The 24,743-nt window shown below is 43.6% G+C and carries 22 protein-coding genes and 1 tRNA gene; 14 read left to right on the forward strand and 9 right to left on the reverse strand.

Translation table 11 applies throughout. The features are described from left to right. Nucleotides 1-181 precede the first annotated feature (181 nt). The 3 genes from ACYQ28_RS11515 to ACYQ28_RS11525 all read right to left on the reverse strand — a co-directional run bounded on the left by ACYQ28_RS11515 (nucleotide 182) and on the right by ACYQ28_RS11525 (nucleotide 1,373). Nucleotides 182-373: a hypothetical protein gene (locus ACYQ28_RS11515; protein ID WP_460052324.1), complete on the reverse strand. Its 192-nt coding sequence runs from the start codon at nucleotides 371-373 to the stop codon at nucleotides 182-184. 514 nt (nucleotides 374-887) lie between these two features. Continuing rightward, nucleotides 888-963, reverse strand: a tRNA-Phe gene (locus ACYQ28_RS11520). Between the two features lie 122 nt (nucleotides 964-1,085). Continuing rightward, nucleotides 1,086-1,373: an oxidative damage protection protein gene (locus ACYQ28_RS11525; RefSeq protein ID WP_460052323.1), complete on the reverse strand. Its 288-nt coding sequence runs from the start codon at nucleotides 1,371-1,373 to the stop codon at nucleotides 1,086-1,088. Nucleotides 1,374-1,608: 235 nt separating this feature from the next. Here ACYQ28_RS11525 and ACYQ28_RS11530 point away from each other — a divergent pair, with 235 nt between their 5' ends. The 3 genes from ACYQ28_RS11530 (at nucleotide 1,609) to ACYQ28_RS11540 (ending at nucleotide 2,796) form a co-directional block, all read left to right on the forward strand. After that, the gene (locus tag ACYQ28_RS11530; protein ID WP_460052322.1) at nucleotides 1,609-2,046 is read left to right on the forward strand and encodes a hypothetical protein; all 438 of its coding nucleotides are present in this window, start codon (nucleotides 1,609-1,611) and stop codon (nucleotides 2,044-2,046) included. Between the two features lie 206 nt (nucleotides 2,047-2,252). After that, nucleotides 2,253-2,435, forward strand: coding sequence for a hypothetical protein (locus ACYQ28_RS11535; RefSeq protein ID WP_460052320.1), 183 nt, complete (start codon nucleotides 2,253-2,255; stop codon nucleotides 2,433-2,435). 100 nt (nucleotides 2,436-2,535) lie between these two features. Further along, the gene (locus tag ACYQ28_RS11540) at nucleotides 2,536-2,796 is read left to right on the forward strand and encodes a hypothetical protein (RefSeq protein WP_460052319.1); all 261 of its coding nucleotides are present in this window, start codon (nucleotides 2,536-2,538) and stop codon (nucleotides 2,794-2,796) included. A 62-nt stretch (nucleotides 2,797-2,858) separates the two neighbouring features. Here the strand turns inward: ACYQ28_RS11540 and mutY are convergent, their stop codons facing one another. Then, nucleotides 2,859-4,115: an A/G-specific adenine glycosylase gene (mutY, locus tag ACYQ28_RS11545; protein WP_460052318.1), complete on the reverse strand. Its 1,257-nt coding sequence runs from the start codon at nucleotides 4,113-4,115 to the stop codon at nucleotides 2,859-2,861. Between the two features lie 68 nt (nucleotides 4,116-4,183). Next, nucleotides 4,184-6,859 (reverse strand): AsmA family protein, encoded by a 2,676-nt coding sequence (locus ACYQ28_RS11550; RefSeq protein ID WP_460052316.1) that lies wholly within the window; start codon nucleotides 6,857-6,859, stop codon nucleotides 4,184-4,186. 259 nt (nucleotides 6,860-7,118) lie between these two features. Between ACYQ28_RS11550 and ACYQ28_RS11555 the strand changes: the two genes are divergently transcribed. From ACYQ28_RS11555 to ACYQ28_RS11580, 6 genes are all read left to right on the forward strand, one after another. Next, a complete protein-coding gene (locus ACYQ28_RS11555; RefSeq protein ID WP_460052315.1) occupies nucleotides 7,119-8,168 on the forward strand; it encodes an extracellular solute-binding protein in 1,050 nt (349 codons plus the stop codon). Between the two features lie 54 nt (nucleotides 8,169-8,222). Continuing rightward, nucleotides 8,223-9,872, forward strand: coding sequence for an ABC transporter permease (locus ACYQ28_RS11560; RefSeq protein ID WP_460052314.1), 1,650 nt, complete (start codon nucleotides 8,223-8,225; stop codon nucleotides 9,870-9,872). 218 nt (nucleotides 9,873-10,090) lie between these two features. Next, nucleotides 10,091-10,483, forward strand: a complete 393-nt coding sequence (gene gcvH / locus ACYQ28_RS11565) for a glycine cleavage system protein GcvH (protein WP_460052338.1) — start codon at nucleotides 10,091-10,093, stop codon at nucleotides 10,481-10,483. 106 nt (nucleotides 10,484-10,589) lie between these two features. Then, complete coding sequence (locus tag ACYQ28_RS11570; RefSeq protein WP_460052312.1) at nucleotides 10,590-11,780, forward strand: class I SAM-dependent rRNA methyltransferase; 1,191 nt, start codon at nucleotides 10,590-10,592, stop codon at nucleotides 11,778-11,780. 670 nt (nucleotides 11,781-12,450) lie between these two features. Further along, nucleotides 12,451-13,020, forward strand: a complete 570-nt coding sequence (locus ACYQ28_RS11575) for a PoNe immunity protein domain-containing protein (protein WP_460052311.1) — start codon at nucleotides 12,451-12,453, stop codon at nucleotides 13,018-13,020. A gap of 68 nt (nucleotides 13,021-13,088) precedes the next feature. Then, the gene (locus ACYQ28_RS11580; protein WP_460052309.1) at nucleotides 13,089-13,499 is read left to right on the forward strand and encodes an energy transducer TonB; all 411 of its coding nucleotides are present in this window, start codon (nucleotides 13,089-13,091) and stop codon (nucleotides 13,497-13,499) included. A 589-nt stretch (nucleotides 13,500-14,088) separates the two neighbouring features. Here the strand turns inward: ACYQ28_RS11580 and ACYQ28_RS11585 are convergent. From ACYQ28_RS11585 to ACYQ28_RS11595, 3 genes are all read right to left on the reverse strand, one after another. Beyond that, nucleotides 14,089-15,405 (reverse strand): aminotransferase class V-fold PLP-dependent enzyme, encoded by a 1,317-nt coding sequence (locus tag ACYQ28_RS11585; protein ID WP_460052308.1) that lies wholly within the window; start codon nucleotides 15,403-15,405, stop codon nucleotides 14,089-14,091. 508 nt (nucleotides 15,406-15,913) lie between these two features. Continuing rightward, nucleotides 15,914-17,254 carry an imelysin family protein gene (locus ACYQ28_RS11590; RefSeq protein WP_460052306.1) on the reverse strand — a complete coding sequence of 447 codons (1,341 nt, stop codon included), beginning with the start codon at nucleotides 17,252-17,254 and terminating at the stop codon, nucleotides 15,914-15,916. A gap of 22 nt (nucleotides 17,255-17,276) precedes the next feature. Beyond that, complete coding sequence (locus ACYQ28_RS11595) at nucleotides 17,277-17,930, reverse strand: histidinol-phosphatase (protein WP_460052305.1); 654 nt, start codon at nucleotides 17,928-17,930, stop codon at nucleotides 17,277-17,279. 249 nt (nucleotides 17,931-18,179) lie between these two features. Here ACYQ28_RS11595 and ACYQ28_RS11600 point away from each other — a divergent pair, with 249 nt between their 5' ends. From ACYQ28_RS11600 to ACYQ28_RS11610, 3 genes are all read left to right on the forward strand, one after another. Then, the gene (locus ACYQ28_RS11600) at nucleotides 18,180-18,677 is read left to right on the forward strand and encodes an RNA pyrophosphohydrolase (protein WP_460052304.1); all 498 of its coding nucleotides are present in this window, start codon (nucleotides 18,180-18,182) and stop codon (nucleotides 18,675-18,677) included. Between the two features lie 3 nt (nucleotides 18,678-18,680). Next, nucleotides 18,681-20,957 (forward strand): phosphoenolpyruvate--protein phosphotransferase, encoded by a 2,277-nt coding sequence (gene ptsP, locus ACYQ28_RS11605; RefSeq protein ID WP_460052302.1) that lies wholly within the window; start codon nucleotides 18,681-18,683, stop codon nucleotides 20,955-20,957. A gap of 141 nt (nucleotides 20,958-21,098) precedes the next feature. Continuing rightward, on the forward strand, nucleotides 21,099-21,608 hold the full coding sequence (locus ACYQ28_RS11610; protein WP_460052301.1) for a shikimate kinase: 510 nt from the start codon (nucleotides 21,099-21,101) through the stop codon (nucleotides 21,606-21,608). A 229-nt stretch (nucleotides 21,609-21,837) separates the two neighbouring features. On the opposite strand, the gene ACYQ28_RS11615 is transcribed toward ACYQ28_RS11610, so the two are convergent. Next, nucleotides 21,838-22,614: an NRDE family protein gene (locus tag ACYQ28_RS11615; RefSeq protein ID WP_460052300.1), complete on the reverse strand. Its 777-nt coding sequence runs from the start codon at nucleotides 22,612-22,614 to the stop codon at nucleotides 21,838-21,840. A 126-nt stretch (nucleotides 22,615-22,740) separates the two neighbouring features. On the opposite strand from ACYQ28_RS11615, the gene lgt reads away from it, so the two are divergent. Then, the gene (gene lgt / locus ACYQ28_RS11620) at nucleotides 22,741-23,571 is read left to right on the forward strand and encodes a prolipoprotein diacylglyceryl transferase (RefSeq protein ID WP_460052299.1); all 831 of its coding nucleotides are present in this window, start codon (nucleotides 22,741-22,743) and stop codon (nucleotides 23,569-23,571) included. 22 nt (nucleotides 23,572-23,593) lie between these two features. Further along, nucleotides 23,594-24,427, forward strand: coding sequence for a thymidylate synthase (locus tag ACYQ28_RS11625; RefSeq protein ID WP_460052297.1), 834 nt, complete (start codon nucleotides 23,594-23,596; stop codon nucleotides 24,425-24,427). Nucleotides 24,428-24,743: the final 316 nt, after the last annotated feature.

The raw sequence follows: 24,743 nt of genomic DNA on the forward strand, positions 1-24,743 counted from the left end.
AGCAATGTCGGAACATCATCATCTAGAGTGTTCGCCAATACCTCCACAACCCCCAATGTGACATTCCTATTCCTACGCTTAATCAAGCTAATGAATGTGCGATGCATAATCAGCCCTTTCAGCAAGTACCTCTTGAGACCAGAGCGTTCAGCCCTCAATTTCAGATAGTGCAAGAATGAGATTATACAGCTCTGGGCGCAATTTCGTGACGGTTAAGTTTTTTATGCTTGGGTTCAGTGGCGGCACCAGATTTGCCATATCGGAAATTTAATAGTCTATTACGACCTGTTAGGTCAAGAAGTCTATTGCGAATTGTTTGAAGGGAGTCGAAAGCAAAATTTTTATTTAAGTCATTATCTGGTGAACGATCCATGCATTAACTCCCTTCGAGGTTCTTGTATTGTTTAATTATTAATAGCAATGAGCGGAACATGAGCTTGATTAATAGTAATTCTATTTTGCTTTGAGACTAGTATTCTCACCAGTCTTTAAATTATCGAACTGGTAGATTTATCAAACTAGAGGTTTATTGCGGTTGTAAAGCAAGTACTGTTAGGTCATAAACATCCTAGAATTAAGTTTTCTTGTAAAGTGAATTAGCATTAGTTCTCTTAATCTAGTCAATGTGGCGGAGCAAAGTAGTTTTTAACCAGAACATATTTATCGAGGGCGCAATTTGTAAAGGGCTTGTGGTGGTCCTGAGTTGTAATCTATTCGATTCAGTTGAGCGGGGTAGGTAAGTTTACAGATTCATTTTTGACTGGATGCAGAGTTGCATTAAGTTGAATACGAAATATCAAGCTATGGTCGGTATTTCTTAACCACTTCTGTTTTGAGGTTCTTTCAGGCATAAAAAAGCCCCGCATTTGCGAGGCTTTAGAATTTGATGGTGCCCAGAGGCGGAATCGAACCACCGACACGGGGATTTTCAATCCCCTGCTCTACCGACTGAGCTATCTGGGCAATTCTTCTTAGGCGCTAAGGTGCGCTGGAAGAGGCGCGTATTAAACCGATTGCGAGCGATCTAGTCAAGGCCTTGCGAAAGAATTTTTCACGAAAAATCAGTTGCTTGACTCTCTTGCGGTCTATTCGCTGGTTTTATCGCCAGTTTGCGGTACAAAGCCTTCAATTTGATCGGTTTCACTGCCAGAAAAGAACTTTTCCATCTGTTCGTTTAGGTAGGTGCGGGCGGTTAGGTCCATCATGTTGAGTTTGCGTTCGTTAATGAGCATGGTTTGGTATTTCATCCATTCTTCCCACGCTTGTTTCGATACATTGTTAAAAAGGTCTTCGCCTTTGGCGCCGGGGTAGGGTGGGCGTTCTAGCCCTTCAAGCTCTTTTTGATAGCGACGGCAGAATACGGTGCGTGACATGGGTTGATCTCTTGGTTGTCAAACTTGGCGGTCATTATAGATAGAAAGCGCGGCGCGATGCACCCGCATAGGCGTCTGAACGGCTTGCATTTATCCCCAGAGACTTATCAGTGGTGAATACAGGTGACTGTGTTAGGGTGCAGGCCTTGAAAGTTGCAGTGCAAGCCCGAGGGTTAGTGTGCAAACTTAGCGCTCGTTATGCGGGCATAATCCATATCAAAATAAGCGGGGGCTTATGAATCGCTTACTGTTTTTGTGTACGGGTAATTACTATCGTAGCCGTTTTGCCGAGCAATATTTTAATCATCATTGCCAGCGCTTGGCCTTGCCTTGGTGGGCTTATTCCAAGGGTTTGCTGCGCGATATGGCGCTAAGCCCAAATCTTGGGCCTTTGTCGGCGCATACTAAAACGTATTTAAGTGAGCTTGGTATAACGCCGGACGATTCTCGCTGGCCAGAAAGCGTAGAGCTTGAAGATTTTGATCAATATCATCGCGTAATTGCCGCCAGCCGCAACGAACACTACGCGATGATGCAAGAGCACTTTGGTGATCTTGCAGATAGTATCGATTACTTTGAGGTTGAAGACCTGCACATTGAGTCTTCTGAGGCGGCCTTACCCAAGTTGGTTATCGCCCTAGACCGGCTTATCGAAGAGATTCAGGGTGCCTAATTTCTCTTTTCTATGGGCTTTATTACTGCTATTACCAAGTTGTTTTAAGCGTTTAGTGAGGGAGTTGTAGGATACAAGTTTATTTGGAGACACTAACCTCTGTGACTCTGTATATAGATTCAGTTTCGGTCGATTCTGAACTTGAGTTTACTAGTGATTTTTACCATAATTTGTCGAAAATATATTCGTCCAATCAGAGGTCGGTTATGAATACGGTAAAAAAAATTGAATACACATTAAAATCAAGTGTCGCTGGTGCTGCTGTAGGTCTTGCAGTTTGTGGCCTGGTTTCATTTCTTCCAGCAGTTACAGTGTCTCTTGGTGTAGCTGAACTGGCAGCTGTTGTTGGTTCTGCGTCTTTATCTTTATATGCTTTAGTTACAGCATAGAACGGTAACTACATAAACAAGGACTGTTTTGAGCTTTTTATTTAACCCAACCACAACTGACGAACTAACAAGATATTACCTTGTGTGGGTAATTCTACTGATGTTAGTTCATGTCATCTACGATCATTTTCACCCGAATACGCCAAGTCTTACCGTTTCTCGCGTAATGAATAAGATAAATGAAGTCTATGCCGCTGCTAGTGCTGCGAATGCGTTATTGCTCTGTTTTGTAATGCTAAACGGCTTTAAAGATCACCCTTTATTTAGTTCCGACGCTATACAGCTACCATTGATCTTATCGGGTTTGGTTGGATTTATTGTCGGTCTAAAGGGATTAATTCCAACCGAAACCACGAGTTAGCATGAGGGTAAGGCTTTTTCCTCACAGTTATGATTTAAGCGCTGCCCAAGTTGGTTAACGCCCTAGATCGGCTTATCGAAGAGATTCAGGGTGCCTAGATGCTCATTTTCTTTGTTATTGCCGTCAGCAAGTTGTTTTAAGAGTTTGGTGACCGGCGCTGCCAGTCCCAAACCGGATTCGGGATTGGTTTGATTGTCCAGCGCAAGCCATTGGCCCGATTGCTCGGCTATGTGTGCTGAATTGTTGGCCAGCGTGATCAATACTGGTTGTATGTGTAGGTGATAGTGGCTAAAGGTGTGTATAAAACTTGGCCAAAGTTGTTGGTTTTTAATGCGTGCGTTTAATGTTGAGCAGTGCTTGTGAATCGCTGCGTTGAGATCGTTACCGTTGTTGTTGGCGTTATTTTTTGAGTTGTTTATATCGGAATTATTCTCGGTAATTGCTTGCTCAAAAACAGTTTGGTCGTCACTTTGCAAAACTTCCGGAAAACTCCAAAGCCCGCCCCAAATGCCGTGTGAGGGTCGTTGTTGTAAATAAACTTCGCCGTTTTGATTAATGAACATCAGCATGGCGGTGTATTTGGTGGGTTTTTGTGTTTTCGGTTTTTTACCAGGAAATTCCAATTGGCGATTTTCTTTAAAGGCAACGCAGGTTTTAACAAGCGGACATGCTTGGCAGTTGGGTTTGGTACGTGTGCACAGTGTCGCGCCTAAATCCATCATAGCTTGTGTGTAGTGGTTACAGTTATCTGCTGGAGTATGCGCTTCTGCTACCTGCCAAAGCTGATTAAGTACATCGTTTTTACCGGGCCAGCCATCAATGGCGAAGTGTCTTGCCAGCACGCGTTTTACGTTGCCATCTAATATGGGTGCATTTAAGCCCATGCTGATACTGGCAATGGCGCCCGCGGTAGAGCGGCCAATGCCGGGTAACTCTGCTAGTTCGTCTACCGTGTGTGGAAATTTACCTTTGTGTTCCGTAAAAACGGTGATTGCGCATTTGTGTAGATTACGCGCGCGGGCGTAATAGCCTAATCCGCTCCAGTGGCTTAGTACGTCGTCTACCGGTGCTTGTGCTAGCGCTTTTAAGGTAGGAAAGCGCTTCATAAAACGCTCAAAATAAGGAATCACTGTGGCAACTTGGGTTTGTTGCAACATAATTTCCGATATCCAAACGCGATACGGATTTATATTTTTTTGCCAAGGTAAATCTTTACGGCCGTATTGATAAAACCACTCCAGCACGCGCTCACTAAAATTAACGCTAATTAATGCCGAGGTGTTGGTATTTTTATCAGATTTTTTAAGGTATTTGCTCATACATAAAAAAGCCAGTGGCTTAGCACTGGCTAAAATCTCTTTAAATTTTTATTGGTTAAAATGAATACTTATTTATCTTTGTCGCGCTTAAACAAGCCGTCTAATAATTTACTGGCGCCATCGCCCAATTTGTCGTCAATTTTATCACGAAGATCATCGCGTTTTTCATCGATTTTTAATTTGTCTTTAGCTTTTTGTTTGGCTTTGTCTTCAAGATAATCTTTCGCCCATTCACGAATTGCTCGTTCATCCAAACCGCATGCAGAGGTTGGATTTGATAAATCGCCCTTACAGCGAATTAACGACATAGCTCGGCCCACCAAGTAAGAACTGGTTACCGGGCAACCTTGCCTTTCTAAATTGGCGTGTGTTACCGAGAAAGGCAATTGAACATCCAGAGATTGCTTACCTAAATCTACCTTACCGTTGGCGCCAATTTTAAATTGCTGTACACCAGCGGATAGATTTTCGATTGTTGCTATTTGGTTTGCGAAATTAATTTTGGCGTTAAATTGCTGCATTTGCGTAAAGTCTGGCCATTCTAATTGCGAATTAAAACTCTCGCCCTGAACTAACGCGATTGCTTGGCAAACCATTTTTTCGATATTAACCGGCACTAATTGCAACGATTGAGTATCGGCGCTGAGTTGCGCATTTAAATTTTCAAACAATTGCGTGCTGGTTAAACCGTTTGTGGTAGAGGTAAATTGAGTATTGGCTTTACCTTTAAATAAAAACGATTGCGCAGAACCCGGCTCGATAAAGCTGGTAAGTAATGGTTCTAACGATACACCGTTGCCGCTGCCATTAATGGCAATTTTAGGCGTGGCTGGACGAGCATCAATAGTGCCGTTGGCTTTTAACGTACCTTCGTAAAAGTTCGCGCTAAAGTTTTTTAAATTCGCTAAACCGTTTTGGTTATTGAGCGCGAGGTTTAGGTTATCGAATACCATGTCGGTAACTTTAATGCGATCAAAATCAACGGTAATGTTCGCGTTGAATTCTTTTAATAATTCAAACGGAATGGGTTCTTCCGGTGCTGTGGCTGTGTTAGTCGATGCATTCGCGGTTGCTGGTTCTTCTGTGGGTGGCGGCAAGTAGCGATCAAGATCAATACTGTTGCCTTTAAGCGCTAAATCTAGCGAATTAAAATTATTGATTTTGCCGGTTGCGTTTAAGGTGGTTTCGTCGAGTTTCGCCTGCAATTTAGAAATTTGAATCGCATCAAGCTTACCACCGGCAATTAATTCAAAGCTTGCGCTGGTTAATGCTTTGGCATCGGCCATTTCTGGCTTGTCAATTTTTGCTTGCGCTAATATTTTGCTGGGATTAATAGTTGGTACGGTAAGGTGTGCATTAAATTGCTGTTGCTTGTTAACATCACCGGTAATCACAATTTTTGAGCCGTCTAATACCAGCGATAATTCGTTGAGTTTAGCAATGCCATTACCGCTATTTAATTTTACGGTAGGCTTGTTAAAGGTAATGCCACTGGCGGTAATCTCTTCAAACGCGATGTCGGCATTTAACAAGTACTGGTCTAAAAATGCTAAATCTAATGGCTCATCGGAATCTGTAGTTGTTGATGGTGAACCGGCTGCTGCTGTTGAGGTGGTAGCAGTCGCAGATGTAGCAGCAGATTCTGGTGGTAAATAATCGTCTAAATTAATTTTGGTGCCGCGCAGCTGTAAATTTAGATCATTAAGATTATTAACCTGCGCAGTGCCGGTGATATTGGTTTTATCCAATTCTAAATTTAATTGGCTAAGACTTAATTGTTTTTCGTTGCCGCTTATAGAAAGGCTTGCCGCAACCTTGGTGAGTGCTTGCGGATTTTGAGTGGCCAGCTCGTCTAAACCCAAAGTTTTCATTAACGTTTTGGGGTTAAACGAATCAATTTTAAATTGCGCATTAAGATTGGGTTGCGCTTTTAAATCGGTGGCAGCGACGGTAAAGGTAGAAACAATCGACTCGCTAATCGATTTAGCGGTGTTTTCAAGTAACAGTGCTAATTTACCGGAATTCATTTCGACGCTAGTAAAGTCTTCGCCGAGTTTTATTTTTGAGCTAAAACTACCAGCAACATTGAGCTGGTCGGGAAGGTCTTTGCTGAGCAGGCTCACTTGCCATTGTGCCTCTACGGGAAAGCTTTTACCGGTAAGACTTAAATCGTCGACAGTAAGGTCAAAATCCAAGAGGCTGGCATTGATGTCGTTTTGGCGGTCTATAAAGGTCACCGCAGCGTTTTGTATGCGAATACTGTCGGCAGTAATGGATAACGCCGAGCTTTCACCATTATTATCGCCGGAAGTTTGGTTTTGCGTTGCTGCTTGAGTTTCGGAGGATTTATCAAGCAAAACTTCCCAGTTGCCTTTGCCTTGTTCGTCAATTTCTAAATGAGTTTTTAATCCGGTTACCGAAATTGTTTGGATAACAATTTCTTTGCGCAGTAATGGTAATAGGCTTACTGATACTGCGGCGTCTTCAATGGCAGCAAAGCTTTGTCCATCAACGTTATTGGGCAGTAATTCGGTGCGGCCAATACTGATACCAATAGACGGAAACCACTGCCAGGACAGTTCACCTTGGATGGCAATGGGATAGCCTGCATCTGAGGCGGCTTTTTCGATATCACTCTTGTAGTCGTTGGGATCAATAACGGAGGTAACTACTACAATGACGATGGCAATTAATAAAATTAATGCTGAAACGGCGGAAAGTAAAATTTTTAGCAGTTTTTTCATTGTTTACTTCCAAATAAATTGGGCGCGAAAGTGGTGGTTCTGCAAAATAAGTTTTTTGATATATATGGGGTTTTAATGTGCGAGATATGAACAAAATGAGCCTATAGGGTTTTATTTTGATTAATCTCAAGGGATTTTTCTAAATAAAAGTACTTGTTATTTGCAATTCATTCTTAAATTTGATACCTAGTTTATCTCAGTTATCGTCAATTGCTGACCGCAGTTTGATGCCAAACATTATCTATTAGATCAAGTGTATATGAATCAGCTAAGACGCTCCGTAATTATTAACAGACTCGCTAAAGCCGCAAAAGTTACCGGTATTTCTATGTTGAGCGTTGGGCTGTTTGCCTGCGCAGACGATTCTGCCAATAAAAATGTTCTAACAGTGTACACCGCCCGTAATGAGCAATTAATCAGACCTCTGTTTGATTTGTACCAGCAAGAAACCGGAACCGAAATTCGCTACATCACCGACAGTGCCGGGCCTTTGCTAGCACGACTGAAGGCCGAGGGTGCAAATACTCCGGCGGATTTATTTGTTACCGTTGATGCCGGTTTTTTGTGGCAAGCTTCTAACGAAGGCGTGTTACAACCCTTTGATTCTGAAATTCTAAAAACCAATATTCCAAAGAGCTTACGTTCAACCCAAGACGACTGGGTTGGCTTATCGCTGCGTGCGCGCACGATTATTTATTCGACCGACAGAGTAAATCCCGAAGATTTAAGTACCTACGAAGCATTGGCTGGGCCGGATTGGAATGGTCGCCTGTGTTTACGCACCGCGAAAAAGGTCTACAACCAATCGTTGGTTGCCACCATGATCAAAACGTTGGGCGAGCCTGAGACAGAATCCATTGTGGGCGGCTGGGTAAAAAATCTCGCTGCCGCGCCCTTCTCAAACGATAACCAAGCCATGGAAGCAGTTGTAGCTGGCTTGTGCGATGCGACAATAGTAAACACTTACTATTATGGCCGTATGAAAGAAGATAATCCCGATTTGCCGTTAGCGGTGTTTTGGCCAAATCAAGATGATCGCGGTGTGCACGTGAATGTCTCGGGTGCGGGCATTACCAAGTACGCAAAAAATCCGGTTGCCGCTAAAGATTTCTTAGAATGGTTGAGCAAGCCCGAGGCGCAATACATTTTCGCGGAAGCTAACCAGGAATATCCGGTAAATTCCGAGGTTGAGCCTTCTGAATTGGTAAAATCTTGGGGTGAATTTAAAGCCGATTCGGTCAACGTAGAAGCGGCAGGTCGTTTGCAGGCAGAAGCCATAAAGCTAATGGATCGTGTCGGTTATCACTAATCGTTTATAATCCTGGCAGCTTTTACGACAAAATTCTTTTGGAAGTGAGCAAAATTGTCTGCCCAAGATCTCGTATTACCAGCGCCTAAAACCAAAATCGCTCGCGTTAACACGGGATTTTGGTGGCGCTTTCCCACCTACCTTGTCGCGGCAATGGTGTTGTTGCCGCTGTGCGTTATTGTCTTTTCGTGGCTACAGCCTGCTCCCGATATTTGGGCGCATTTGATAGAAACCCAACTGGCGCGTTTGTTAGAAAACACCTTTGTGTTGCTCGTTGGTGTTGCGGTCTCGGTGTGTGTATTGGGTGTGAGCTTGGCGTGGTTGGTTGCAGCCTGCGAATTCCCCGGCAGACGTTGGCTTGATTGGGGCCTGATGCTGCCTTTGGCAATTCCACCTTATGTCTTGGCATTTGTGTTTTTGGGGCTGCTTGATTACGCCGGGCCGGTAAACACGTGGTTGCGCAACTCTTTAGGCATCGCTGGCGGTATTGGCGAAGTCCGAACGGCTCCCGGTGTTATTATTGTGATGTCGCTGGTGCTGTATCCGTACGTGTACATGCTGGCGCGCTCGGCGTTTGTGAACCAAGGTCGCGAGTTGATGGATGCGGCTCGAAGCTTGGGTGTATCGCCGCTAAGAGCGTTTTTTAAAGTATCTCTTCCCATGGCGCGCCCCGCAATCGCAGCGGGAATGGCGTTGGCTATGATGGAAACTCTGGCCGACTTCGGCGCCGTTTCGGTGTTCAACTTTGATACTTTCACCACTGCCATTTATAAATCGTGGTTTGGCTTTTATAACCTCGCCGCCGCCGCGCAACTTGCATCACTGCTGCTGTTGTTTGTATTGCTTGGGCTCTGGGCAGAGCAGAGTGCTCGCAGTAAAGGTCGATTGCAAACGCGACGTGCGTCCTCCAATAACGATCGCTATCAATTGCGTGGCCTTCACGCTGGCTTGGCGTGTGTCTATTGCGCCTTAGTGTTCGCTGTGGCGTTTTTGGTACCCATTGGCCAATTGTTGATTTGGACTTTCTCTCATCTTAATGAATTCGATAATCGCTACTGGGGGTTTGTTAAGAACTCATTAGTGTTGGCGTTCTTAGCTGCGCTGGTTTCTGTATGTTTAGCACTGTTAGTCTCTTTTGGACGACGCCAAAGCCCGGTTAAAGGCTTAAGCTTTTGGGCGCGCGTCGCTGGATTAGGTTACGCCTTGCCGGGTTCTGTTTTGGCGGTAGGCATCTTGTTAGTTTTCACACTAATCGAAAATCAACTTTTGGCACCACTGCGTACTTGGTTAGGATTTGGACAGGTGTTGATCGGCAGTTTAGCGGCCTTGATTTTGGCTTACGTGATTCGATTCTTCTCGGTAGCGATAGGCCCGGTGCAATCCGGTCTTGATGGTATTCGGCCTAGCTTTCAAGAAGTTGCCCAAACCCTAGGCTCAACACGATTGCAAATACTGCGACGCGTGTACCTGCCTTTACTGCGCCCTGGACTATTAACCGCAGCACTTTTGGTATTAGTTGATACACTAAAAGAAATGCCCGCAACGCTAATTTTAAGACCGTTTGGTTGGGATACTTTAGCCGTGCGTGTATTCGAGCGAACCGCCGAAGGCCAATGGGAACAGGCGGCATTACCGGCGGTAACCTTGGTTGCAGTCAGCATGGTACCGGTCGTGCTCATGATTCGGCGCAGTAACCGAGACTGATCTCTAAACTCGGAAAATAAGTAATTGACCATAAAATTGTAATCCGGTGATTTCAGGGCTTTACGTTACAGGCGTTTATACTTTTTAATAGCGCCCAATGGCGTCTACAAGTGAGTGAATATCGAGCAGTAGTGCTTGGTGGCGAAGCAAAATGGGTAAATTCCCACATCGCTCACCCGCTTAACACGCTAACCCAACACCGGTTTAGAGGAAAAAAAATGAGTGAATTTCGCAAAGAATTAAAATACTTGCCTTCCCACGAGTGGGCGCGTGTTGAAGAAGACGGCACTGTTACCATTGGTATTACCGATCACGCACAAGAAAGCTTAGGTGATGTGGTTTACGTTGAAACCCCAGAAGTGGGCGCCGATGTGAACGCAGGTGAAGAGGCCGGTGTTGTTGAATCCGTAAAAGCGGCTTCAGATATTTTCTCACCGGTAAGCGGTGTTGTTATCGCTGTTAACGAAGCACTGGGCGATGCGCCAGAAACCGTTAACGAATCCCCATACGATGACGGCTGGTTCTTTAAAGTTAAACCAACCGATCTATCCGAATTAGACGACGCTCTTGATGTTGATGGCTACAAAGCCGCTTTAGAAGAAGACGAGTAATTTCAAACTCGTTGTTATCTAATCTCTGATGCTATAACCCGGCTACTGGCCGGGTTATTTTTTTGTTACTTCCAAAATCAGCACACACCACTACAGTAGGTTCGTCATGTCTCTTGCACGCTTGCAACTTAAACCCAAAGCCGATCGTCGATTAAAACAAGGCCATCTGTGGATTTATTCCAACGAAATCGATATTGCTAAAACACCGCTTAAAAATCTGCAAATTGGCGAGCAAGCAGAGATCGTGAGCGACACAGATAAAGTTTTAGGCGTCGCCGTGGTTAATCCCAACGGATTAATTTGCGCACGGTTAATCAGTCGTGATAACAAGCACCTATTGAATAAATCGCTGCTAGTGCAGCGCATTAATCAAGCCAAATCTCTACGTGAATTAAATTTTGCTGATCCTTATTACCGATTAGTTTATGGTGATTCCGATTTACTGCCGGGTTTAATCGTCGATCGCTTTGGTGACACATTGGTGGTGCAAATTGCCAGCGCGGGCATGGAAGTGGTTAAACAAGAAATTGTTGATGCCCTTGACCAGTGTTTACGTCCAAAAGGTATTTTGATTAAAAACGATCACTCGGCTCGTGAATTAGAAAACCTACCCTTGTATACCGAAAGTTTGGGTGAAGTAACCAACACCGTTGAGCTTGTTGAAAACTCGGTTAAATTTATTGCGCCCATTGTTGAAGGCCAAAAAACCGGTTGGTTTTACGATCACCGCTGTAATCGCGAATACCTACAAAAAATATGTAAGGGCAAACGCGTATTAGATATCTTCTCTTACGTGGGTGGTTGGGGCGTACAAGCTGCCGTTGCGGGCGCTACCGATGTCACCTGTATTGATGCTTCCGAATTTGCACTAGACATCGCCTTTGAAAATGCAAAATTAAATGGCGTAGAAGACAAGTTACGAATGCTCGAAGGCAAAGCCGTTCCAGCCTTAAAAGCATTAATTGAAGAGGGCGAAAAATTCGATGTGGTTGTCTTAGACCCGCCTGCATTTATTAAACGCAAAAAAGATCAAAAATCTGGCGAAGCCGCTTATTACCACGTCAACGAACTTGCCATACGTTTATTAAATCGCGACGGCGTTTTAGTATCGGCATCCTGCTCCATGCACATGGCAGAAGAAAAACTTATCGATACCATTCGCTCCGCGAGCCGCCACCTCGACCGACAATCACAAATCTTTTATCGCGGCTGCCAAGGCCCAGATCATCCCGTTCATCCCGCAATTCCAGAGACCAATTATTTAAAAGCATTGTTTGCAAGGGTTTATAGGGTTTAGAAAATTCCCACTGATGTTGAAATATCAACGACACAAGGAAGTGTCGCCAATTTCAATCACTTACGATTTTTGAAATTGTGAAGAAGTTAGAAGTTTCTGCCCTCTTATTAAATCACGGATGAGTTAATCAAAGATTCCTATAGTTTAATTTCTCTACATTATCTACAACTACTCTAAATGTGTTCTGCAGATCACTGACCAAAGAATTATTATCAGGACATGCTTTTCGTAGACCCTATGTAAATTTTCACTTATTAATACAATTCTTTGTAGAAAACTAGGTGGCTAGTCGGTATTCCATTAGAGTCATATTATTTAAAGAATGATGAGTGCAATTACAAACGCACTCCGCAGAGTGAAGTTTTGAATATATCAAGGAATACAATTCCATCGTGAGATAACGCAATGAGAGATACATTCAGACCAAAAGAGTTTTTTGATGCAAAAATAAACTCGATTATCGAGTTTTCGTCTCAGGTGAACGTAATGGAGTTGTATCAGGCTTCATGCCAGAGAGAAAAGCACGGAGTACAAAAAATGCTTCCGTTGAGAATAATACTGCTAGATAAGCCTACTAGAATGATTCCTCTCCAATATTGCAGAGGAGAGGCATTGGTGGATATTCAGCAAAAATCGATATTTCCTTGTTGGATAATTATGTTTTTTTGTAATGGAAATGAAAAAGCATAATCTTGAGGAAATATTTTTATTAACAAATCAGACCCTAGGCACTAGCGGATTACGAGGTGAAGGTCCAGAGTGTAATTATCATTCTGTCTATACTTGGCTTTGTTGGTTTATCTGCTTTGGGGGAGATGCGCAAAAAATTGCTGAAGTGGCTCCATTTTTAGGGCGTGCAGGAAAAGATCGCTTAATTGATACCATTATTAAACATTATCAACCGAATCGCATTATAGCTAAAACCTGTATGAACCCAGAAACTTTCGGTTTGCTTGATCAAGTGATTGATGCTGATGTAAACGAACGCCCGGCTTTGGTGAAAAAGTATCTAGATGACTGGCCGAGGTTAATAGGCCATTTGCGTGGCCTTCATTCGATAGGAGTGTCTGCAGGTGTTAGGGTAAAAGACCGGAAAACTTTAATTGATTCAATTGATAGCCATTACCAAGGTTTTTGGGTTTGGGAAGCTGCTTTGGTGGTAAAATTCTTTAATATTGATGACAGGTCGTTTAAAGATCATGAGTTTTATCCCTACGAGTTAGTACACTTTTTGGATTAAATTTAGTTTTTAAGTGTTAGTGGTAAAAATAGATATCCGTATAAACGAGGTGTAGAGGGTTTTGGATCGTGACAAAATTTTTAGTATTTTTAGTTTTATTTACACTTATTGCTTGTACTTCAACTACTGACTCTTTTAATGGCTGTAATTCATACGAAGAATGTCCGCAAATCGTTGGATCGATTAGGCCTGATGAGGAATCCAGAAATAGTTACATCCAAAAAAGATGGCCTGTTTTGGTATACGCTACACCACCAATTTATCCGAAAGAAATGTTAACTCAAAAAATTCAAGGATTTGTTATAGTACGGTTCGATATTTCTACAAATGGCTTACCGATAAATATAGAAGTTATTGATGCATTTCCCAAAGATGTTTTTGATAAAAATGCTATTGCGGCGGTATCTCATTTTAAATACGAAGAAAGGACATCGGTATTAAAAGGGCATCAAACTAAAATTACGTTCACCATTGATTAATGATTCCCAGTAATTTTGAAGCTTACAAAAGATAACTAAATAAATTTCATGGATGATAATTAGCCACTTTTTGATATTGAATGCATAGGACATGTACAAGTTTAGCTTTGCTTTTATCCTTTGTCATAGTCCTAAACGGTGACTAAACCCCGCTCGGAACAAGTTTGCATCGACGACATGCCGTTTTATCACTGCATAGTTTGCTGTGTACGTCGCGCTTTTTTATGTGACGATGATGATGAAACTGGTGAGAATTTCGATCATCACAAGTAGTGGTTGGTCCCGTGCCTTCACTTTTTATACTACGTTTACGTTATCGATATTTTTGCTTACGCAGTGATGAATAATTATTACGACGTAATTTTGTATATTGATAAAAGTCGTACCGAAACTGTAGTTTGGTTGAGGTTGAGATAGTCGAGCGCTGGTTACGGTTGTTTAAATGCGATAAATCAATTTAGAAGCGGGTAAGTTTTCACGCGTGAATGTCTCGGGCTGAAATTGCTAAAGCCCGAGACATTATCAAATAGTGATGAGAGCGCCCAGACTAGGCTAGTTGGTTTGTGCTTGGTGTGACTGTTTAACGATTTTAAGCAGATTCTACTCGCAGCGCATTAATCAGCGCTTGAATGTCTTCGGTCTTTGTAAAAATCTGCGGTGTTACGCGAATACAGTAGCCGCTATTTAGGCCGTCTCTCACCACGGTAAATACGCCGTATTTTTCTTCCAATGTTTTTTGCAGGTTTTTTACTTCGGTTTCGCTGGCTTTGCCTTTTATGCGAAAGCTGCCCATTCCCGTTGTGGATTCTTCGTCGATTGCGCCAAGTATTTCAATGTTAGGATTTTCTTTAAGTTGATTGACCCAGAGTGAGCGTAGGTATTTAAGTCGGGCTTCTTTGTTTTTGCCGCCTATTTTTGTGTGAAAATCCAATGCCATGGGTACCGATATAAAACTCGCGAAGTCTGCGGTTGCCATGTGTACACGTTGGGCAATGGTATCGGTATTGGGCTTTGCATCTCCCGGAAAGGGTGCAATTTTATCGAGTAGTCCTTCTTTTATGTAAAGTGCACCCACTCCTAGTGGCGAGCCAATCCATTTATGCAGATTAAATACGGCTAGGTCTACGCCTAATTCTGGTAAGGTAAAATCAACTAACCCCCAAGATTGCGCGCAATCACAGATAACATCAATGCCATGTTTTTTTGCCTCGGCGGTAATTTCTTTTACAGGAAGTTTTAATCCGTGTTGATTACTAACGTGAGTAAGTAGGGCAATTTTAATGTTGGGATTTTCTTTAAATGCTTGTGTGTATATCTGAATTAAATCTGCTTTGGAACACTGCGCCGGTAACTTAAGTTCAATAGCTTTTGCATTGTGGCTTTCTGCTAGCCATTGCATGCCACGTTTAAAGCTGGGGTAATCTATATCTGCCCAAAGTACAGCGTCAGATGAGTTTAAGTTTTTGTACTGACGAATTAATGCATGAAACCCTTCTGAAGCGTTGCGTGTTAGTGTAATTTCGCTTGAATTTATATTCAGCGCATTGGCAAGCATTTGGTTAACACTTGTCATGTCTTGATTAAAATCTTTCCTCGCGTAGTAGGAGTTTTGTTGATTCACCGTTGTTATGGCGTTTAGATAAAAATCTTGAACCGGGTGCGACATTTTGCCCCAGTAGCCATGCTCTAAATTAATGATACCTTCGGTACGATCATAATATTTTGCAATGCCATTCCAATAGGATTCGTCTTTGGCGAGCATTGAGGGATTAGTATTTTTTGTTTCTTTGAAGTTGTAAGGTTCTAAAAGCTTAGTGGCTGCGAAAGTAGGTATGCTAGTGGTGGTTAGGAGTCCTAGGGTCGAGGCCAAAAAACAACGTCGGTTTAGTCTTATAGGCGAGGTCACTGTTAACTCCTGAGCAAAAGAAAAGTGAAGATGATTTTTAGAGGGTGCAATAAAATAAATGATTAAACAAGAGCTTGAGGTTTATTTTTTTAAATTGAGTAAGTATTTTTTTGGATTTTCTGAAGGTGTTTCTGCGAGTTATTGTTGGACGCAGTTTTTAAAAAGCAGGAATTCACCTGGAATTGAATGTGATAGAAGAATACTTGGAAATGACTGTTTAAAACGGTAATTTTCACCGTAGGTTGTTCTGTGTAATTATTTTTTTGGGGTTTTCTAATCTCGACTTTTTATTTCATAAACATAGAATTCTGTAATTAACGCCTTCTGGATTTAATCAACGGGTAAGAATTGTCATCACTTATCGCTCTTGAAATTAGTGACGCCTGACTACACTACGCAAATCTCTGGTTTATTCAGAGTTGCCTTATTTAATTGTATGTAGTCTTTTAACTTATTGATGGAATCATTCTGGAGTTAGTAAGTTCTACCTTGTATGTCTTGGTAGTTGTTAAATGGATAAAAGATTAAGGATTTCGGTTGCCTGTATCTTTAAATTTAAGTCGGCTTGAACGTCTTCCAAAGCAGAGTTATCTTCTAAAGGATCGGTCTCAAGAGCGTCGGTTTCAAGAGTGTCGATTTCAAGAGTGTCTGTGTTAAAAGTACCTGTATTAGCCGTGTTATTATTTTTGCTCGATGGATTAATGTCTTCTAAAGAATTATTTGTGTGCGAATGACTAATTTCTATAGCCGATTTAAGCGATTGTAGTTTTGTAATTATTTCGGCGTTGTTCACTGAGGCGGTTGTTCTTGAGTCGACTTGTAGTTGTCTGCTGAATATTTCTAAGTACAAATCGATGCTATTGCCGATAATAGCTTTTGGGATATTTGCATCGCTAATGCGAGAAAAAAACTCATGGTGGAGTTCTATCTCACCGTTGTCATTGATGTTGCTCAATACTTCTGTTTGCCAATGGGTTTTCAGTGCAGAATTCCACAAGGTAAGTTGTGAAATTGGCTCTAGATTTTTTAGGCGTATTGAGGTGTTTTTCTGCCAAAATAAGTGTAGCGCGGTTAAATCGTCGTGAAGTAATTGTGTTTGCAGTCGAATTAAATCTCTGCGGCGATTTTGTGGAGTTTGGTTAGGTTTTAAGTCTCGACTTTTAGCGGCAATAAAGTCTTTGATTGTACGAGTTCCGTCGGCGCCCCAAAGTAAAAACTCTATAGCGTGCAAGCCAAGAGAGACTTCTTCTGAATCGGTGATTTGGTGCTGTCCCCGAATTGTTTCGGCGTTGATACTTACCAGTAAGTCATTAACAATTCCGCTGTTGGTATAAATGCCAAAGCTGTCTAGGTATCCGGGTAGAATCGGTTGCGCATCTAACACCGTTTTAAAGCCTGCTAATTCGTAAAACAAATCTTCACTGGCATCTATTAAATTAAATAGAGCGCTAAGTTGAGTGTAGGATTTGTGTGTGGCAATCCACTGTTCTTTTATTACCGCCAAGTTTTCGCTCGAAGGCGTTGCATAAAAATCCGTGGCGAGGCTTTTGAGTTTTTCGGATTCCGCCAACGTAGCGTTAAATATTTGATGAAACAGGTTAATAACCGCTTGCGCCGATTCTTTTCGGGAGTCGCTTGTTAGTTCCGATGATTCAAGCGGTGCAATTTGGGTAGTAGGTAGCGGTTCTGGTTCATTCTGTGAAGAAGGCTCTGGCGAGCAAGCATTTAAAATGGGCAGTATCGCAACTGTAATGATGAGTGGTTTGAGAGAAGCCCAGTTTAGTGTCCATTTTATAAAACCTGGGCGGGTATTTGCGGTGTATTTATTGTTGTGAATTGAAGTTTCCATACTCAATTTTTATCAGTCTCTTTTAACGTAGAGAGGTAATTTTCCAGCCGTGTGCTAGGGCATGTTGTTTTAGGCGATCGTCTGGGTCTACAGCAATAGGATTTTCAACAATGCTCAATAGAGGCAAGTCGTTGAATGAGTCACTGTAAAAATAACTACCGGTTAGGTCACCTGAATATTCTTCCAGCCAATCATACAGACGTTTTACTTTTCCATCTTGGAAGCAAGGCACACCGGTGATTTTTCCAGTGTATTTTTCTTCCACAACTTCGGGCTCGGTTGCTAATAATTGGGTGATGCCAAGCCAAGTCGCAATGGGTTGGGTAACAAAACGGTTGGTTGCGGTAATAATTAATAGGTCGTCGCCTTCGTTGCGGTGGCGCTCAATTAATGCTTTGGCTTTTGGTAAAAACATTGACTCAATTTTTTGAGAAAAGAAGTCGCGTTGCAGGTGCGCAAGTTCTTGTGCGGTTTTTCCGGCGACGATTTGCAGAGCAAATTCGGAGTATTCAAAAATATTTAAGGTGCCGTCTAGATACTGTTGATAAAACCGATTGTTCTGAGCCCGAAATACTTCACTATCTACTAATCCTTGATCCGCAAGGTATTCACCAAATGCGTGGTCGCTGTCACCGCGAATTAATGTATTGTCTAAATCGAAAATGGCTAAGCTCAAAACTTCCCCCTAAAACCAAGTTTCCGAAACTTGAAAGTGTGCAGTTGCAGCATTTTTTTGGAATGTCGGAACAATCAATGCCGAGTTTTTATAAAGGGGTTTATTTTGAGGGATATTTTGAGTATTTGTCACTGTAAAAGTGTTTTTTGTGGGCTTGAATGGTAGAGAGTTCTTTTTGAAATTATGAAACTTGTGAAACAATAGTTTATATTGAAGGTTCAGAATTTCTTTCGTTAACAGGAGCAGGGTTTGATCGACGCCGATGGATTTCGTCCGAATGTGGGTATCATCTTATCGAATGATGAGGGCCAGCTATTTTGGGCACGGCGTGTAAACGGCCAAGATGCTTGGCAGTTCCCGCAAGGTGGTATTAACGAAAATGAAACACCGCGCGATGCGTTGTTTCGTGAGCTTTATGAGGAAGTTGGCTTACAGCCTGATGATGTTGATATTCTCGGCTGTACGCGCGGCTGGTTGCGCTACCGTTTACCAAAGCGATTGATTCGCCAAGGTAATACTCCGGTTTGTGTTGGCCAAAAGCAGAAGTGGTTTTTGCTGAAGCTGAGAACAAAAGATTCAGCAATCGATTTGCAAAAGTTTGGTCACGCCGAGTTTGATCAATGGCGCTGGGTCAGTTATTGGTATCCGCTTGGGAAAGTGGTGGCATTTAAACGCGATGTGTATCGCAGGGCGTTGAAGGAACTCTCAACCCTGCATTGCCAGTTGGAGGTCGCCCGCGGGCTGTAAATCATGCTTAATTCCCTGCGCACCCTCGTACAGGAAGTTAACGGCGCCGATGATTTGCAAGTCGCGCTGGACATTATTGTTCAGCGCGTGCGCGAAATTATGCACACGCAAGTGTGTTCAATCTATTTGCGAACCACCGAAGACAATTACCAGCTGATGGCCACTCAGGGCTTACGCCCAGAGGCCGTGGGTAAGGTTAATCTACAGTCACATGAAGGCTTAGTGGGTTGGGTTGTGGCCCGAGCTGAGCCTATCAATCTTGAAAATGCCGCAGAGCATCCTCGCTACGAATATTTCCCTGAAACCGGTGAAGAAAAGTACCAGAGCTTTTTGGGCGCGCCGATCATTCATCATCGCGAAGTATTGGGTGTGCTGGTTATTCAGCAGATCGAAAGTCGCAAGTTTGATGAAAGTGAAGAGGCGTTTCTGGTTACGGTATCGGCTCAGCTGGCCGGCGTTATTGCCCACGCTGAAGCTACCGGTGCTTTGGGGGCTATCGGTAAAGAATCGCGACAGGCGCGATTTAGCGGTATCAGTGGCGCAGGCGGTGTGGCACTGGGTGTGGGGGTCGTTGCATCGCCTTCAGCTGATTTGCATTCAGTGGCGCAAACAACCTGTAAAGATCCCGAGTCGGAAGTGGAGTTTTTGCTGGGCTGCATGGGCAAGGCTCGAAACGATATTGAGCATTTGGCTGAACATCTAAAAGAGCGGCTCAGCGCACAAGAGCAGGTATTGTTTGACGCCTATTTGGCCATACTTGAAGACACCATGCTTATCGACGAGGTCAGCCAGCGTATCCGTTTGGGTGAGGGCGCAGCTTGGGCATGGAGCCAAGTGGTGTTAACCCACGTCTCCAGTTTTATGAGCATGAACGACGCCTATTTACGAGAGCGCGCCAGCGATTTACGCGACTTGGGGCGCCGAGTGTTGGGTCATCTACAGCAATCCGCGGCTAAATCGCGGGTTTATCCTGAAAATACCATTCTAGTTGGACAAGAATTAAGTGCCTCTATCTTGGCAGAGGTGCCGCAAGAATGCCTTCGGGGCATCATCTCTGTTCAAGGTTCAAGCAATTCTCACGTAGCAATCCTAGCGCGTGCCATGGGTATTCCTACGGTAATGGGTGCCGTAGATTTACCCTATAAAAAGATGGATCAACGCCAGATAGTGGTGGATGGCTATCGTGGGTTAGTGATTACCGATCCAACCCAAGAGTTGGTTGAGCAGTATCGAAATATCGCTGAAGAAGAAAAACAGTTGGCCTCGGGTCTTGAGGCGATTACCGATTTGCCCTGTGAAACCCTCGATCATCACCGCGTAGCGCTCTGGGTCAATACCGGTTTAATGGTCGATGTGATGCGCTCGCTGGAGCGCGGTGCCGAAGGCGTGGGTTTGTTTCGAACCGAGGTGCCGTTCTTGTTGCGCGACCGTTTTCCGTCTGAAGAAGAGCAGCGCAAGATTTATCGCGAGCAGTTGCAAGCCTTTCACCCCAATCCGGTCACCATGCGCACACTCGATATTGGTGGTGACAAGTCTTTACCTTATTTCCCCATTGAAGAGCAAAATCCGTTTCTGGGTTGGCGTGGCATTCGTGTAACTCTGGATCATCCAGAAATCTTTTTGAGTCAGGTCCGGGCCATGCTTAAGGCCAGCGAAGGTTTAGACAACCTCCGTATTATGTTGCCGATGATTTCAAGCATTGGTGAGCTGGAGTCCGCTCAGGTACTGATTTATCGGGCGTTTCACGAGTTGTTGGAAGAAAACTACAATATCACCCTGCCGCCGATTGGCGTTATGGTGGAAGTGCCCGCGGCGGTTTATCAAGCGCGAGAATTGGCGGCGCGAGTGGATTTTCTATCGGTTGGTAGTAACGATCTTACCCAGTATTTATTGGCGGTTGATCGAAATAACGGCCGAGTTGCGGGTATTTATGAATCTCTGCATCCGGCAGTGCTTAGAGCCTTGTACGAGGTGGTGGTGCAGGCCCATAGCCAAGGTACGCCCGTGAGTATTTGTGGCGAACTCGCCGGTGATCCGGGCGCGGCAATGTTGTTGGTTGGAATGGGCTTTGACGTGTTATCGATGAATGCTACTAACCTTCCCAAGGTTAAAGCGGCGTTGCGTTCTGTATCTTTGGACGACATAGAAGAGTTATTCCTTCAGGTGCGAGATCTACCCGATGCACAAAGTATTAATAATTGTGTAGACGCATTTCTTAAGGAGGCCGGAATCTACAAGTTGTTGCGTACGGCAGTAACCGAAAACGTGACGGTTCCTTAGTAATTAGCTAGGTCGATTCCCTGAATTTTCCCAAGAAAACCCTTATCGGTGCGCAGTTTTATTGGGCTGCTTGCTGGAGTGTTGGGTGATGAAAAACCTGTTTCAAACAGTGTCTTATTTTTAGTAATTGAGGTATTTCTCGTGGCAACGAGTGCACAAAGCGTGGTATTGGTGGGTATGCCCGGAGTGGGCAAAAGTACTCTGGGTGTTTTATTGGCTAAAGAGCTCGGTATGGAGTTTGTTGATACCGATTTAACCATTCAGACCCGAGAAGGCAAAACTTTACAAGAAATTATGGATGGCCGTGGTTACTTAGCGCTGCGTGATGTTGAAGAGCAAGTGTTGCTGGAGATGTCTTTTCACTCAACCAAGGTTGTTGCTACCGGTGGCAGTGCGGTGTACAGCGAACCGGGCATGAATAACCTTAAGCGCTATGCGAAAGTTGTGTATTTATCCCTGTCGCTTGATGCCTTGCGCGGTCGTATTCACAATTACGAAAATCGCGGTATCGCTCGTGCGCCGGGCCAAAGTTTTGAGTCGCTGATGGAAGAAAGAACAGAGCTTTATAAAAAGTTCGCCGACATTGAAATTAACTGCGAAGGGAAAACACCGCAACAATGTCTTATGGCCATTTTGAAAGCGCTGAAATAGTTAGCGGTTTTGTCTAAAAGTAGACGATCGATCGAAATCGTTTTTGGGTTTTTTGGGTTGCTCGAAAACTTAAAAAGAAACTTTGATTAACCCGGAGTTTCCTGCGAAGAAATTGGAAGTCGCATTTTCAATTTCGGCCCTTTGATGAAATTACCGATGAGTTCATCGAATGCTTCAAAAGTCAGTCTGCCCAACTAAAAAAGGCCTTATCAAAAGGCCTTTTTGCTTATTACCAATTCACCTCAACGGCGGTTTCGGTGGAAATTTCACCGCTTTCGTGATTACGCTCGTGCCAAACGCCGTGGCCGTTTTTATCAATCATGATGATCGTGGTTGAGCGTGTACCGTAATTGCCATGGCTATCTGGAATGTTATCGGCCGTAGGCGTAATAAATTTTGACGATAAATGATGTTCAAGCTCTGTACTTACACCGGTGCGAGGTAGGTCTTCAATATCAGCCCGTTGAGTATCGGTCATTAAGTTGAATAGTTCTTCAATATCTACATCGGTTTGATCAATAATTTCGGCAAATGTGCGTTTGCCACTGACCACTTTTGGCCAAGGTGTATCTAGCAAGTGGTTCGATAACCCATAAATACCGGGCTCAAGTAATTTAGGGCCATCGGATTTATTGCTGGTGTAGCCCAAATCTTTTCCGTCAAATACCAAAAGGTTAAAGCCGGTGTAGTCTTCTGGGTTAATATTTTGCAAATAATCTAAAGCGCCAGCGTTACCATTGACGAAATCGGTAACCAGTTGACCGCGACTGATTTTGCCCAGTGATTGATTAGGATCGCGAAAATTTGTGACCGCACTGAAACGACCGTTTTTGTTGACGGCAAGCCAAGTGCCGCCGTGTTCTTGATCCTTTCCAGCGAGCAGGTTAAATTGCGGGCCCCAAAAGTGACCAGGTTGGGTTGGGCGATTGAAAAACTCATCGCGATTACTGGCAATAATTAATGGCCAATCGCTATGTTGCTGGTGAGCTAAAAAAATCAGACACATATTTTTATTCACAGGTCACAAAGAGCGGCTAGTCTACCCGATTTAATGTGCCAGTAGGCAAATAGGCTCGAAAAAAGCTGTCATATTTCTTAAACAGTTGCAGGATTTTCGAGTATTGGAGAATTTATGCTGAAATACCCAGAGATCGATCCCGTTGCGTTTAGCGTAGGTCCGCTGACGGTGCATTGGTATGGATTAATGTATCTTGCCGGTTTTGCCGCTGCTTATGCTTTAGCGATGCATCGATCTGGAAAAGATTGGACACCCATTCGCAAAAGCCAAGTGGATGACTTGGTGGTGTGGGTGGCGCTCGGTGTTATCTTAGGAGGACGCTGCGGTTATGTGTTCTTCTATCAATTTGAGCGTTTTTTAGAAGATCCCCTGTGGTTGTTCCGTGTTTGGGAGGGCGGCATGTCTTTCCACGGCGGTTTGCTGGGCGTAATTCTTGCGATGGTCTTGTATTCCAGACACATCAAAATTTCGTTTTTAGCGCTCATGGATTTTGTGGCGCCGTTGGTTCCGCCGGGATTAGGTTTTGGCCGCATCGGTAACTTTATTGGTCAAGAACTTTGGGGGCGCGAAACCACTTGGGAATACGGAATGATTTTTCCAAAAGATCCCGAAGGCTTAGTTCGCCACGCTTCACAGCTGTATCAAGCGGCCCTTGAGGGCTTGCTGTTGTTTGTGATTTTGTTTTTGTATTCGCGCAAACCTCGCCCAATAGGTACCGTAGGGTCGTTATTTTTGATTTGCTATGGTGCTTTCCGATTCATTGTTGAATTCTTTCGTGAGCCAGACAGCCATATCGGGTTTGACTTCGCCGGTTGGATGACGCGCGGGCAATTACTGAGTTTGCCGATGATTTTAGTGGGTATTATTTTGTTCGTTTGGTTTTATCTGCGCGGTAACAAACCAACACCCAATTCCGACCCAGAGCCCGCTCCGTCGAAGTCATGAGTTAGAGTCCTAGGTACAATTTATGAAGCAATACCTCGATCTTATGCGTTTGGTGCGCGACCAGGGTACGTTGAAATCCGATCGAACGGGTACAGGTACTCTGAGTATCTTTGGTCATCAGATGCGATTTAATCTCGCCGATGGTTTTCCGCTGGTTACCACCAAAAAATGTCATCTTCGTTCTATCATTCATGAACTCTTGTGGTTCTTGAAAGGCGAAACCAATACCCAGTATCTCCGTGATAACGGAGTTTCAATCTGGGACGAGTGGGCGACAGACTCCGGTGACCTCGGTCCGGTATACGGATATCAGTGGCGATCTTGGCCAACACCAAGTGGCACCAAAATTGACCAGATGAGTCAGCTTTTGTCCCAGCTTCGCACCAAACCGGACTCGCGACGGCTGATTGTTTCTGCGTGGAATCCGGCAGATTTACCCGACGAAACGGTTGGTCCTCAAGAAAATGTCGCCAACGGCAAGATGGCGCTGGCGCCTTGTCACGCCTTTTTTCAATTTTACGTGGCCGATGGAAAGCTCTCATGCCAGCTTTATCAGCGCAGTGCTGATATCTTTTTAGGCGTACCGTTTAATATTGCTTCTTATGCATTATTAACACTCATGATTGCTCAAGTTGTTGATTTAATTCCCGGTGATTTCGTTTATACCTTAGGCGACGCGCACTTGTATTCCAATCACATGGAACAGGTCGAGAAACAGTTGTCACGGGAGCCAAGAGCCTTACCGACAATGCGGTTAAACCCAAACGTTCGTGATTTATTTTTGTTTACATTCGATGATTTTGAGTTGAATAATTACGACCCTTATCCGCATATTTCTGCGCCTGTGGCGATATAAATAAATTATAAAAATGCTCGCACAGGGGTTTTTGAACGCCAAAGGTTTTTTTAAAAAACTCTTTGTTCAAAATAAATTGAAATCATTTTTGAAGGTATTTATCGCTAGAGCGTCTTCTTGCGCAGTTGTTTTCAGTATTTGCAACTGGGCGTAAAAATACCGAAATGAAAATAGAGTATTTTAAAACGTCGACCTAAATTCGAAAAAATTGCATAGTTATTGCGTAGCGGATACCGAGTTTATTTTCGCGTTGTGAGTTTAATCGACGTAGGTCTCAAAATATTTTTTTTGATGAACAGAAAATGATGCTCGTCAA

Source organism: Sessilibacter sp. MAH1 (assembly GCF_054658315.1).